The sequence below is a fragment of the Streptomyces sp. CA-251387 genome, assembly GCF_050936625.1.
Classification (GTDB): Bacteria; Actinomycetota; Actinomycetes; order Streptomycetales; family Streptomycetaceae; genus Streptomyces.
The window spans coordinates 9,245,062-9,257,247 of record NZ_JBNJMJ010000001.1; the positions used below are offsets into that span (position 1 = coordinate 9,245,062).

General features: G+C 66.9%; 9 protein-coding genes and 4 pseudogenes. 3 read left to right on the forward strand and 10 right to left on the reverse strand.

Features of this window, described 5'->3' with window-relative positions; translation table 11 throughout:
* Positions 1-3: 3 nt before the first annotated feature.
* The 3 genes from ACQEV2_RS41365 to ACQEV2_RS41375 form a co-directional block, all read right to left on the reverse strand.
* Positions 4-477, reverse strand: a complete 474-nt coding sequence (locus ACQEV2_RS41365) for a peptidoglycan-binding domain-containing protein (RefSeq protein WP_433054008.1) — start codon at positions 475-477, stop codon at positions 4-6.
* Complete coding sequence (locus ACQEV2_RS41370; RefSeq protein WP_433054010.1) at positions 438-1,097, reverse strand: hypothetical protein; 660 nt, start codon at positions 1,095-1,097, stop codon at positions 438-440. Before ACQEV2_RS41370 ends, ACQEV2_RS41365 begins: the two co-directional genes overlap by 40 nt.
* Before the next feature lie 246 nt (positions 1,098-1,343).
* Positions 1,344-2,203 (reverse strand): IS5 family transposase gene (locus tag ACQEV2_RS41375; RefSeq protein WP_433055208.1). Its coding sequence is split into 2 segments (ribosomal slippage): positions 1,344-1,837 and positions 1,837-2,203, totalling 861 coding nucleotides; the frame shifts between segments, so codons are not numbered across the junction.
* 255 nt (positions 2,204-2,458) lie between these two features.
* On the opposite strand from ACQEV2_RS41375, the gene ACQEV2_RS41380 reads away from it, so the two are divergent.
* On the forward strand, positions 2,459-3,592 hold the full coding sequence (locus ACQEV2_RS41380; RefSeq protein WP_433055210.1) for an IS110 family transposase: 1,134 nt from the start codon (positions 2,459-2,461) through the stop codon (positions 3,590-3,592).
* Positions 3,593-3,638: 46 nt separating this feature from the next.
* Here the strand turns inward: ACQEV2_RS41380 and ACQEV2_RS41385 are convergent.
* From ACQEV2_RS41385 to ACQEV2_RS41405, 5 genes and pseudogenes are all read right to left on the reverse strand, one after another.
* Positions 3,639-4,146, reverse strand: a pseudogene (locus tag ACQEV2_RS41385) (IS5 family transposase); the annotation flags it as partial.
* Between the two features lie 50 nt (positions 4,147-4,196).
* Positions 4,197-5,014 (reverse strand): IS5 family transposase gene (locus ACQEV2_RS41390; RefSeq protein WP_433054013.1). Its coding sequence is split into 2 segments (ribosomal slippage): positions 4,197-4,672 and positions 4,672-5,014, totalling 819 coding nucleotides; the frame shifts between segments, so codons are not numbered across the junction.
* A 51-nt stretch (positions 5,015-5,065) separates the two neighbouring features.
* Positions 5,066-5,376: pseudogene (locus ACQEV2_RS41395) on the reverse strand (IS5/IS1182 family transposase); the annotation flags it as partial.
* A gap of 57 nt (positions 5,377-5,433) precedes the next feature.
* Positions 5,434-6,234 (reverse strand): annotated as a pseudogene (locus ACQEV2_RS41400) (transposase family protein); the annotation flags it as partial.
* A gap of 133 nt (positions 6,235-6,367) precedes the next feature.
* The gene (locus tag ACQEV2_RS41405; RefSeq protein WP_433054016.1) at positions 6,368-6,754 is read right to left on the reverse strand and encodes a hypothetical protein; all 387 of its coding nucleotides are present in this window, start codon (positions 6,752-6,754) and stop codon (positions 6,368-6,370) included.
* Positions 6,755-7,172: 418 nt separating this feature from the next.
* Here ACQEV2_RS41405 and ACQEV2_RS41410 point away from each other — a divergent pair, with 418 nt between their 5' ends.
* Positions 7,173-7,748 (forward strand): transcriptional regulator, encoded by a 576-nt coding sequence (locus ACQEV2_RS41410; RefSeq protein WP_433054019.1) that lies wholly within the window; start codon positions 7,173-7,175, stop codon positions 7,746-7,748.
* A 471-nt stretch (positions 7,749-8,219) separates the two neighbouring features.
* On the opposite strand, the gene ACQEV2_RS41415 is transcribed toward ACQEV2_RS41410, so the two are convergent.
* Positions 8,220-9,923: a DUF2637 domain-containing protein gene (locus ACQEV2_RS41415; RefSeq protein WP_433054022.1), complete on the reverse strand. Its 1,704-nt coding sequence runs from the start codon at positions 9,921-9,923 to the stop codon at positions 8,220-8,222.
* Positions 9,924-10,225: 302 nt separating this feature from the next.
* Between ACQEV2_RS41415 and ACQEV2_RS41420 the strand changes: the two are divergent.
* Positions 10,226-11,316: pseudogene (locus ACQEV2_RS41420) on the forward strand (IS630 family transposase).
* 47 nt (positions 11,317-11,363) lie between these two features.
* Here ACQEV2_RS41420 and ACQEV2_RS41425 read toward each other — a convergent pair.
* Positions 11,364-12,131: a transposase gene (locus ACQEV2_RS41425; protein WP_433054025.1), complete on the reverse strand. Its 768-nt coding sequence runs from the start codon at positions 12,129-12,131 to the stop codon at positions 11,364-11,366.
* Between the last annotated feature and the right edge of the window lie 55 nt (positions 12,132-12,186).

The following is a 12,186-nucleotide window of genomic DNA, read 5'->3' on the forward strand; positions in this document are numbered from 1 at the left end:
GCGTCATAGTGTGAGCGCGCCCCACGTCTGCGGGCCGACGATGCCGTCGACGGCGATGGCGAGGCGGGTCTGGAACCTGCGGACGTGTTTCTCCGTGACAGGGCCGAAGACCCCATCGACCGCGAGGGGTTGGAGGTCCGGCACGTGGGCGTTCAGGAGCCTCTGGAGCTTGCGGACCGCCGGGCCGTGCGCGCCGTTGCTCAGGGTTGGCGTCCCGGCCGCGCCCTCCTGCGCTAGCTCACCGCCCGTCAGCATGCCCCAGGTCTGGGGACCCACGATGCCGTCGACCTCGATCTCGACCCGGCGCTGGTACACGCGGACGCGAGCGTCCGTCACGGAGCCGAAGTCCCCATCGACCGCAAGGGCCTGGACGTCCGGCACATGGGCGTTCAACAGTTGCTGGAGCTTCTTCACTGCGGCTCCCTGCGAACCCCTGCTCAGTGTGGGTGTGCCGATGCCGTCGTCCACGGGGGGCATGCCTCCGCCGGGGGTCCTGATGGCTGAACGTCCAGGTACAGCGCGTAGACCCCCAGGTCTCCGTCATCGTCCGTGCCGCTACAGGCGAGTTGGTCGGTGAACTGCAGTACGCGCGGATCGTCGGTACGCTGCCGGATCTGGCGCCGGCTGTTTGCATCCAACAGCCTGTCCTTCGGGATGAAGACGGCCGCCGGGTTGAACGGGTTGTCGGCAAGGCCAAGGAGTTGGCTGAAGAAGTCGACCAGGGCTTCGGCCACGAGGTCGATGAAAGGCTTGATCAAGCCGCCCGCCCCGCCGGTCGCCTTGGCGATGGCCGCGGTCGCTGCGGCGGAGATGGCCTGGGCGACGGCCTGCTTCTCCTGCTCCACGTCACCAGAGTCGTGCTGCACGAGCGCGAGTGACACGGTGAGATCCTGCGCCGGTCCGGAGTACAGCAGGCGCTGGGCGCTGAAGATCCTCAGCCCCGGAGGCCCGAACTGCAGCGTGCCGCTCTCCGGGAACTTCAGTGGCGGCTGCGGAGTCATCCCGGCGATCACCTGAACGCTGCCGAAGATATCGTCTTCCTTCTCTTGCCTGACTTGGCACTCAAGCCCTGTCCACACGACCTTCACGTCAGCCATGGCGCATCGGATCCCTGCACTCAAGGCCGGACGGCGAGGCTGATCCCCCGTTGGCCGTGCCGGCCGGCCGTGCGAAGTCCCGCACCCCGCCCGTGGTCCGCGATGACGATGACGGAGTGAGGCGGAACGCCTCTTACTAACGACTGTAAGCCCGGCGGGGCGAGGTGTCCTGAGCTGGCCGGACACGCGATTCGTCCTCCCCAGGGCAGGTGGGCTTCGAAGCCTCGACCGTCCTAGGGTCCGTCTTCAAACGGATCTTGCCCAGAGCAGGAACGAGGCGAGTGTGACCGCCGCTTCGTAGGAGGTGGCAGTCTTCTCGTATCTCGTGGCGATGCCGCGGAAGCCCTTGAGTCGGTTGAAGCAGCGTTCGATGGTGTTGCGTCGGCGGTAGGTCTGCCGGTCGAACCCTGGCGGCCGCCCGCCGCGGTTGCCGCGGTTGTGACGGTGCCTTTGCTGGTCGGTCTTCTCAGGGATGGTGTGTGCGATGCCGCGCCTGCGCAGGTAGGCACGGAGGCCGCGGGAGCTGTAGGCCTTGTCCGCGATGACCTGGTCGGGCCGGCAGCGTGGCCGGCCAAGACCGATGCGGGGGACGCGGATCCGTTCCAGCACGGGACGTGCGCAGATGCTGTCGTGACGTTGGCCCGGCGTCAGGAGGATCGCCAGGGGACGCCCGCGGCCGTCGCAGGCGAGGTGGATCTTGGTCGTCAGTCCGCCTCGGGATCGGCCGAGGGCGTGATCGTCCGGTTCGTCCTGCCGGTACCTCCCCCTTTTCGGCCGGTGGCGGCGGCGTGTTGGTGAGCGCGGACGATGGTGGAGTCGATCTGCACCAGCCAGTCGATGTCTCCGGCAGCATCGGCCTGGGCTTGGATCTGCTGCAGAGCGCGGGTGAACACGCCGTCGAGCGCGTAGCGGCGGAAGCGGGTGTAGACCGTCTTCCACGGGCCGTAGCGTTCCGGCAGGTCCCGCCACGAGATCCCAGTACGGATCTTGTAGACCATCCCGTTGATGACCTGCCGGTCCTCCACGCGCGGCCGACCCGTGGCGGCCCGGGGTATCAGCGGAGCCAGTAACTCCCACTCACGATCGCTGAGTTCATGGCGACGTATCACCCGACCATGATCCACCACCCGACGATCTTTGAAGACGGACCCTAGTACTCCAGTCTGGTTTTTCGATCTTGCATCAGGACCGGCTGGGACACTGGACCTCATGGCACCGTCACACCATGCTCGCCCTGGCTTTCCTGGCAGCCGTCGCAGCCAGCGCGGGTGCGGACCAGCCCGCCGATCCGCGCGACCCTACCCCGCAGCATCGACCGCATCACGCTGACCGTCCCGGAGATCCGCCATCTACTCCCCGTCGTGTTCAGCGCAGCGGTCAAGACCGCAGCCAGGCTGCTGCATTGGTCCAACTGGATCAGCGATGTGTTGGATTTGAGCGACGGTGAGCCGGTGACGTGGGCGATCGACCTTAACGCCGGCGGTGCTGCCCTGATGATCGCGCTGCTGACCGACAACGGTCAGAAGGTTCTCTACATCCCCGGCCGCACCGTCCACCACGCCTCCGGCTCCTACCGGGGTGATGGGAAGACGGACGCGAAGGATGCCTTCGTTATTGCAGATCAGGCGCGCATGCGATGTGACCTTCAACCGGTGCACCGCGGCGACGACATCGCCGTCGACCTGCGATTTCTTACCTCGCGTCGCTTGGACCTGGCAGCAGACCGCACGAGAGCCATCAACCGGCTGCGGGCCCAGATGCTGGAGTATTTCCCGGCCCTGGAGCGGGCCTTCGACTACAAGGAATCAAAGGCATCCTTGGTGCTGTTGACGGCCTACCAGACCCCCGCCGCCCTGCGCCGGATCGGGAAGAACCGGCTCGCGACCTGGTTGAAGAACCGCAAGGTCCGTAACTCCCAGCTGGTTGCTGCCACCGCAGTCGACGCCGCCGAGGCCCAGCACACCGCCGTGGCTGGAGAGAAGGTGGCCGCCTCAGTGGTGGCCAAGCTGGCGCGGGAGGTGACGGCCCTCGATGCCGAGATCGCCGAGACCGACGCCCTGATCGAGAGCCGGCTCCGCGACCACCCACACGCCGAAGCCATCTTGAGCATGCCCGGCATCGGCTCCGTCCTGGGTGCCGAATTCATCGCCCACACAGGCGGAGACATGAGCGTCTTCGGGAGTTCCGACCGCCTCGCCGGTGTCGCCGGCCTGGCCCCGGTCCCAAAGGACTCGGGACGAATCAACGGGAACATGCGCCGCCCTCGACGCTACTGCCGAAGGCTGCTGCGCGTCTTCTACATGTCGGCTATGGTCGCCGCCCGGTGCTGCCCCGTCTCAAAAGCGTTCTACGAGCGAAAGAGGGCCGAAGGCAAAAACCACAAGCAGGCCATCATCGCCCTCGCACGACGACGCCTGAACGTCATATGGGCCCTCATACGCGATGGCCGCACCTTCGAGATCACAAAGCCCCCGGCCCCTGCCGCACTGGGCTGACGCTCACAGAACGTCACCAGCCAGGCTTGACAACCTCATTGGGAATCGTTTGGTGACCCTCGATCATGGGCTTGAGCCCTTCGCTGTCGTGGGTGTTGCCGGCCGACGACGCCGACGAGAAGGGGCAGTCCGTTCGCGTCCGACAGGACGTGCATCTTGGAACCCGGCTTACCCCGGTCCACGGGGCTCGGACCTGTGTGTTCGCCCCCTTTTTGGCCCTGACATGGGCGGTGTCGAGGACGACGCGGGTGACGTCGATGAGGCCGGCGTCATCGAGCTGATGCAGGACCGCTTCGTGTAGGCGCCCCCAGACGCCGGCTCTCGACCAGATCAGGAACCGGCGATGCGCCGTCGACTTCTATGCCGAAACAGGGCGGCAGTTGACGCCAGGCACAGCCGCTGACCAGCACATAGATGATGGCCGCGAACAGCGTTTCATCAGGTGTGTCCTGCGTACCGCCGCCCTGCGGCCGCACCTTCGGCGGAGGGATCAGCGGCTTCGCGATCTCCCACAGCCCGTCCGGAACAATCCAACTCCACGTACCCCGCCCCATGCCTGGACCAACGATGCCTCACCACGTAGGACACGCTCTAAGAGCGTGTCCTACGTGGTGAGGCGGACGAGGCGCTTGTAGCAGCACAGGGCGGCTGCGAGTCCGAGAAAGGCCAGGTAGTTGCGGGGATGGCGCTCGTAGCGGGGGTTGAGTCGGCGGTAGCCGGACAGCCAGGACATGGTTCGCTCGATGACCCAGCGGCGTCGCCCTAATCGTTCGCTGGACTCGATCCCCTTGCGGGCAATGCGTACTCCGATCCGCTTCCATCGGAGCCATCTGCGCAGGTCGGCACGGTCGTAGGCTTTGTCCGCGTGCAGGCGCTGGGGCTTGAAGTACCTGCCATTGTGAGGGTCGTGTCTCGTTTGGTGACCCTCGATCATGGGCTTCAACCCTTCGCTGTCGTGGGTGTTGGCGGCCGAGACGCCGACGAGGAGGGGCAGGCCGTTCGCGTCCGACAGGATGTGCATCTTGGAACCCGGCTTGCCCCGGTCCACGGGGCTCGGACCTGTGTGTTCGCCCCCTTTTTGGCCCTGACATGGGCGGTGTCGAGGACGACGCGGGTGACGTCGATGAGGCCGGCGTCATCGAGCTGATGCAGGACCGCTTCGTGTAGGCGCCCCCAGACGCCGGCTCTCGACCAGATCAGAAACCGGCGATGCGCCGTCGACTTCGATATGCCGAAACAGGGCGGCAGTTGACGCCAGGCACAGCCGCTGACCAGCACATAGATGATGGCCGCGAACAGCGTTTCATCAGGTGTGTCCTGCGTACCGCCGCCCTGCGGCCGCACCTTCGGCGGAGGGATCAGCGGCTTCGCGATCTCCCACAGCCCGTCCGGAACAATCCAACTCCACGTACCCCGCCCCATGCCTGGACCAACGATGCCTCACCACGTAGGACACGCTCTAAAGACGTCATCTCATTTGATGAGTCTGCGGTAGCAGATGAGGGTGCAGGCGATGTTCGTGAAGGCCAGGAAATGCTCGGCTTTACGCTCGTAGCGGTGGTGCAGTCTGCGGCATCCGGCGAGCCAGGACCATCGTGCGTTCTATAGTCTAGCGATGGTGGCCCAGACGGGTCGAGGACTCGATGCCCTTGCGGGCGATGCGGTGCCTGATGCCGCCCGCGTAACCATCGCCGAAGCTGGTCGTCGAGCTTTTCCGGTCTGCGCCGTCGTCGTCCGCTCCGGGAGCGGATCGGCGGTATCCCCTTCACCAGCGGGATCATCGAAACCACGACCGACAGGCTACCGTTCCAAATGAGATGAGGGCTTACTGAACCTCTTTCTCCTCCGTATCCGCAGATCAGGAGGGTGTGGACGGCGGCTACGATGCGTCCGATGCGGTTGGTCGAGCATCGGGCTTGACGAAGGAGGCGCCAGGTTTTCAGCTGTGCGAAGGCGCGTTCGCCAGGGGCGCGTAGTCGGGCGTGGTCCCGGTTGTACTGCTGGTAGTGATCGGGCAGTTCGTGGTGGTGGTAGTAGGGGGTGCGGACGGTAGCGCCGGCGCCCTGGTAGGCGCGGTCGGCCAGGACGAGGATCTCTCGCGTGTGGCAGTTCTCGATCACCGTGAGCACGGGCGGCGGTCAGGTCGTGGGTGCGTCCGGGCAGGGCCCGCGAGAACCACAGGGGCGTGCCGTCGGGTGCGGCGACGACCTGCACGTTCATGCCGTGCTTCTTGTGCTTTTGGGAGTAGTACGGCTCGTCCGCCGCGACCCGGTCGGTGGGGATCAGAGTGCCGTCCAGGATCACGAAGTCGTCCTCGCCGCGGCCGGTCAGGGCCTCGCGCAGGCCGGGCGCCCAGGCGGCGAGGACGTCGACCGTCTCGTCCACGTACCGCCAGGCCGTCGCTTCGGAGACGCCGAACCCTGCGCTGAGCTGGGCGAGCGTCTCGTTCTTGCGCAGGTGGGCAACGGCGAGCTGTGCCTGACGGAAGCAGCTCAACTTGCGCCAGCGAGTGTGGCGTTCACACCTTCGGGCGTAGATGAGCCATGAGACATGCTCGACCAGCTCGTGCCGGACATCGAGCGTGGAAGGATACGGAACCAGCGAAGCCCCCCGGCCGTCGGCGTGTTGAGTGAGATCACCACACCAACGACGAGGGGCTTCGCCACGTCACCGTCCCTGACCAGCCTGGTTCACCCGACAGCCCAAGATGAAAGAGGTTCACTGAGGTCTTTCAGCGTTGCCGCTCCAGGGTGAGGACCGCTGCGGCCATTGACGTCATTTGCGCAGCGCGGCGCGATTGGCCGGGTGGTCGAGCCACGCGTGGAGATCATCGCGGGTGTCGACGCCGTTGGCAGCCAGCAGGTCGGTGATGGCGTGGGCCGTCGCCACCTTCCGTGAGTCATTGAAGTTCATGGCCACGGCAAGGTCTTCTACTGCGAGCCGTCCCTGGAAACCGCGGACCGTTGTCGCATCGGGCCAGTCTGCTTGAAGCCGGAGAAGCCGCGGTCGGAGGGTCGCCTCGTACGTGCAGCGTGCGTGGAAGCTGGCGTCGCTGATGACAGCGCCCATGTGGGTCCATCCGCCAGGATGGCGAAACGGGCCGTCGCCGAGGAGGTGCTGAATGCGGCCGGCGAGTCGCTGGGCAAGGCTGAGTGCAGTCATAGAACGATGATGACGCTGTGGTCCATTGATCCGGACGCCAAACGTCAAAAGGCGTCGAACGGTTGGGCGGGGAAAGGTGGGGCGCTCCTGCTGGGGAAGTGCGTGACCGTCGACGGGGATGTGCGGGCCGGTCGCGGCGGGCGCCAGGAGGAGTGCGGGCATGCCGGCCCCACACCATGAGCGGGGTGACGACGGTGACGGCTTCGCTTGGGCCGGTGCTGGTCCGCCAGTCACGGAAGCGCCGGACGCGCCGCCGCGCTTGCCGGGTGTGAGTACATCCCGCATTCCTGCACGCCCGCGAAGCAGCAGGTCAAAACCGGTGCGTGCGTGACGGCAACTCATGATCTCGCCAAGGGGACCTGCTGTAATCTGATGCTCGCCGCAAAAGCAGCGCATGCCACCGTGGAAGAGAATTGCCGTGCCGGAGCGCACCCTCGATTTCGGGAAATATGGGGCCCGTGGCCTGAAGGGCCATGAGGCCGTGGCCCGTCAGCTCGATGCGCTCGCCGGCTTCGTCGCCACGCCGGTCACCCAGCGCCGCGGGCTGCTGGCTCGTCTGCACTACCTCACCCGCACCGACCACGCCCGCCAGGCGGCCCGCGAGGCCGGCCTGACCGTCACTGACCGCACGCTCAGGGCATGGCTTACCGGCAGGCGCAGCCCGTCGAGGAAGAATCTGCAGACCATCGAGACCGCCTACCGTACGGTCCGCCGCCACAACGTCGCCAGGTACCTGCTCGCCCGCCTTAACCGTGAGGGCCGCGGCACCCGGGTGGAGTTCCACCCGCTCAACCAGTCCCAGGTTGACCGGCCCCGCCAGCGCGCCGTGTCGTTCCGCACGCTGAATGTCCGTCACTGGGACCGGATCGTCCAGGCGTGGGCCCACGACGACTACGAGGCCCTGGACGACGCCTGGATCAGCGACGCGACGGTGGACCTTGGCTCCGAATGGGGCCAGTACGAGTACGTCACCACCATCGGATTCGCGGCCTGACACCGAAGACCGGCTCCCGGTCTTTCGCATCTGCGGTCTTGCATCGTCTGGTGTGCAGCGGCGGGCTTTGGTCCATTCCTCGTGCAGCGGGTCGAGTCTGCGGAGTCGGCAGTAGTGGTGCGGCGCCGCATAGCGCGTTTGGTAACTGCCCTGCAGACAAAGGTTCACTGGGTCGTTGTCTCTGTCCACGTGGCGTGGTGCGCCTTTGCTGTGGAGAGTAGGAAGCAGCCTCGCCGACGCGGACCGTGGGTGTCGCCGATCTGTGTGCGTCCTTTGGCGCATCTGCCAGGCCGGGTGTCGGCAGCAGCGGCACATGGATCTCAACCATCAGGGTCACCCGGTCATCCTGCCCCCGGCGCCTCCGCCCGGCTTCACCCGGGGGCGAACCACGTCAGTGATGCTGGCGAGTTGGCAAGGTCTCACGGTGTGACGCGTCTTCGGTCGGGGTGGGCGGTGCGGCCGTGCTGGGTGTCATGTGTCGTTGCCCGAACCGAGGTCTGGTTCGCCTGCGTTGGAGTGGGGCTGGTTGAGGGGCTGGGTGTGGGGTGGGTGGGTGTGGTTGAGGGTGTGCCAGCGGTGTTCGAAGCGGGTGAGGTGTTTGGTGATGTCGGGTGTGCGGAGGGGTTTGTTGTATTGGCCGGTGATGCCGTGGTGGGTGAGGTCTTTGATGACGTGTTCGAGTGGGGGGTGGTCGCTGAGGGCTCTGTGCTGGGCCCAGATGGTGTAGATGCGGAATTGGAGAAGGTAGCGGGCGAGGGCTTTGGGTTTGATGGGTTGGTCTTCTGCGCCGAGGATGCCGCGGGTGGCGAGGTGGGTGGAGAGTTCGGCGGCATCGGGTGGTCTGCCGTGCTGTTGCTGGAAGGTGTGCCAGGCGAGGTAGTAGTGGTCGGCGGCCGTGAGAGTCGGTGCTGGCGTTGCGCGGTGGGTTTCGCGCTGTGTGGTGCTGGGGGGTTGTGGGGTTGGGTGGTCGGTGTGTGGTGGGGGCGGGGTGTCGGCGTCTTCTGTTGAGTGGTGGTGGGGCCGGTTGGGTTGGTGTGGTTGGGGCCGGCCGCGGTGTCGATGGTCGCGCGCCTCGTGTTGCCGGCCGTGTACGGGGGTGTTGCGGCTGACGCGGGGCTCGTGCTGGGGGTGCGCTGCTGGGAAAGGGTTGTCCTCCTGGTGGGATGTCGCGGCCTTGTCTGGTGGTGCGGGACGGTTGCGGTAGCGGGGTTGGAGGTGGTGTTCGGTGGACGGTGCAGGCTCTGGTGGGGCGGGCATCGCTTCAGTGGTGGGGTTGTGCGCGGCGGGTTCCGCTGGGGCGGTTGTCTGTGGTGCTGGAGTCGTCTTGGGCGGCTGTGGCGGGGTTGTTGGAGTCGGTGTCGGTGTGATGCCGGTTGCTGTGAGGTCTGCTCGTACGGTTGTGGCGAGGGGGATGCCGTAGCGCGTGAGGCGTAGGGGCATCAGTGCCTGGAGGGGCGCCTTTCGTCGCCAGGTGCGGCCGTATCGGGTGCGTAGCCGTGCCTGGTAGACGAGGCGGTCTTGTTCGAGTGTGAGGGCGTGGTGGTAGGAGGGCAGTTCCCACAGTTTCATGCGCCGCCACAGCAGGAGGGTGGGGATGGGGCTGAGGAGCCAGCGGGTGAGGCGGACGCTTTCGATGTGTTGGTCGGTGGTGATGTCGGCGATGCGGCCGGCAGCGTGACGGGCGGCCTCGACGACCACCACGAACAGGACCGGGATCACTGCATGCATGCCCACACCCAGTGGGTCGGGCCAGGCGGCCGCGGCGTTGAAGGCGATCGTCGCTGTGGTGAGGAGCCAGGCTGTGTGGCGCAGCAGCGGGTAGGGGATGCGCAGCTGGGTGAGCAGCAGGTCGAGGGCGAGGAGGATCAGGATGCCGGCGTCGATGCCGATGGGGAAGAGGTAGCTGAAGGCCCCGAAGCCCTGGTGGGCGGCGAGTTCGCGGACGGCGGTGTAGGAGCCGGTGAAGCCGATGGCTGCGATGAGGACGGCACCGGCGGTGATCAGGCCGGTCAGTGCTTGGTGGGCGCGGGTGGGCTGGGGGGTGCGGGTGTCGGCACTGCTGGTGGCTGGGCGCGTGGTGGGGGTGTGTGGGCGCGGTGGCACCTGGCCGTCGGGGGTGGCTGGCGTGCCGGGCGGGTGTGGGGCGTGGGGTGTGGTGGCGGGTGGGGTGTTCATGGTTGGTGTGGGGGGTGGGGGCTGGTGCTGGGGGTGTTGAGGAGGTGGTGGATGAGTTGTTCGGTTTCGGGTTGGAGGGGGCAGTTGAGGGTGCGGTTGGTGTGTTGGAGGCGGGTGATGGCGGTGTGCAGGCCTTGGTGGTTGCCGGCGGTGTGTTCGATGTGGATCCAGTCGCGGTAGAGGACTTCGTTGGTGTTGTCGACGTCGAGGCCGGTGGGGGTGCGGTGGCGGGCGATGGTGTGGGCGGGGTGCGGGTTACGTCGGGCCGTGACGGCTGTCGTGGGCCGCGCTATGCCGGGAGGATGAGGTATCCCGATGGCGGTAGATTGACAGCGGAGGAACGGGCTCGGCGTGAGCAAGTCCGGCTCGAGGCCGCTGAGCTGATCGAGGCCGGGGCCAGTGACCGGGAGGTAGCCCGACGGTTCAGGGTTACCCGGATGTCGGCGAATCGCTGGCGGCGGGCGTTGGCTTCAGGCGGTCGGCAGGCCCTGGCCTTCAAGGGCCCCGGCGGCGCTCGCTGCAAGCTCGACGCGGGACAACTGCGCGTTCTGGAGACGGTGTTGGATGCCGGCCCGGCCGCCTCAGGCTGGAGTGACCAGTGCTGGACGCTGGCCCGGATCGCCGAGGTCGTGCGCCGCCGGTTCGGCGTCGAGTACACCCTGGCCGGGCTGGACCTGCTGCTTCACCGCATCGGCTGGAGCGTGCAGGTCCCCTCCCGCAAGGCCACCGAGCGGGACGAGGCGAAGATCGCCGCCTGGAAGGACGAGCAGTGGCCCGTCATAAAAAGAGGGCGGCGGACTTGGGCGCCTGGCTCTGCTTCGAGGACGAAGCCGGCCAGGGCCTGAGGCCGCCCAAGGGCCGCACCTGAGGCCGCCCAAGGGCCGCACCTGGGGCCGCCGGGGCCACACCCCGGTAGTGCGGGTCACCGCCGCAGGCACCAAACGTGTCTCCATGACGGCGCTGATCTGCACCAAAACCGGCCATCGGCCACGGCTGATCTACCGCATCCACCTCGACCGCGGCCCCGCCAAGGGCCGGCGCAAGCGCTTCGCCGAGACCGACTACGCCCGCCTGCTCGATGCCGCACACCAGCAGCTCGGCGGCCCTCGTCCTGGTCTGGGACCATCTGAACACGCACGTCAGCCGCACCATGCGGGAGCTGATCGCGGCCCGATTATGGCTGACTGTCTTCCAACTACCGGCGTACGCTCCCGAGCTCAACCCCGTCGAGGGCGTGTGGTCGCACCTGAAGAGATCGCTGGCCAACGTCACGAAACACAGCCTCGACCAGCTCACCGCGTTGGTGAAGACGCGGCTGAAACGGATGCAGTACCGCCCCCGCCTCATCGAGGGTCTCATCGCCAGGACGGGGCTCGACCTCCAACCGCCGTAACCTCAGCCGTTAAAGATCCCTAGAGGTTGTCCCGTATGGGGCGTGGGTTATCCGGTGAGGGCCAGGTTGTGGAGTCGGGCGATGCCGAGCATGGCTTGGTGAACGCCGTTGCCCTTGAGCTGGCAGTCCCGCAGGATCTTCCAGTTCTTCAACCGCGACAGGGCGTGTTCCACCCGGGCTCGCGCCCGGCGGTGGACGGCGTTCTCCGCTTCCTGCTGTGGGCTGAGGTGCGTCTGACCTCGTCGTTTGCGGTGCGGGATGAGCAGGCCAGTTCCTTGGTAGCCGCCGTCGGCGATGGTCGGTGCGCCGCGGCAGGCCCGGTCGACGCCGGACTCCGTGAAGGCCCGGCAGTCGTTGCGGCTGCCGGGCAGCGGCAGGCCGATCGCCACCACCAGGCGGCTGTTGGCGTCGATCACGACTTGCACGTTCGTCGAGTACCGATAGTTCTTGCTGGAGGCGGCCATGCTGCGGTCACGGGTGGGCACGAGGGTGCCGTCGACGATGTAGACGGTGTCTTTGCGCGGCCGGCGGGCCGGCGAGATGGCCAGCAGGGGCGCCAGGTGATCGAGGATGCGGTCGGCCGCAGACTTCGAGACCCCGAACAACGGCGCCACCTGCCGCAACGTCAGGTTCGTGCGCCAGTACGTCGCCACCAGCAACACCCGGTTCTCCAGCGGCAGCCGCCAGGGACGGCCGCGCTGAACGTCACCACCGCGACGCCGCACCAGCGCCACCAGCCTGGTGAACTGCGACTCGGTCAGCCCGGAGAACGGCTCGATCCACTTCGGATCATCCGCTGAGATCACCCCACCCATGCCCAGCCAACGCACCAACCGCCCCACCGGTTACGGGACAACCTCTAAAGCGTGT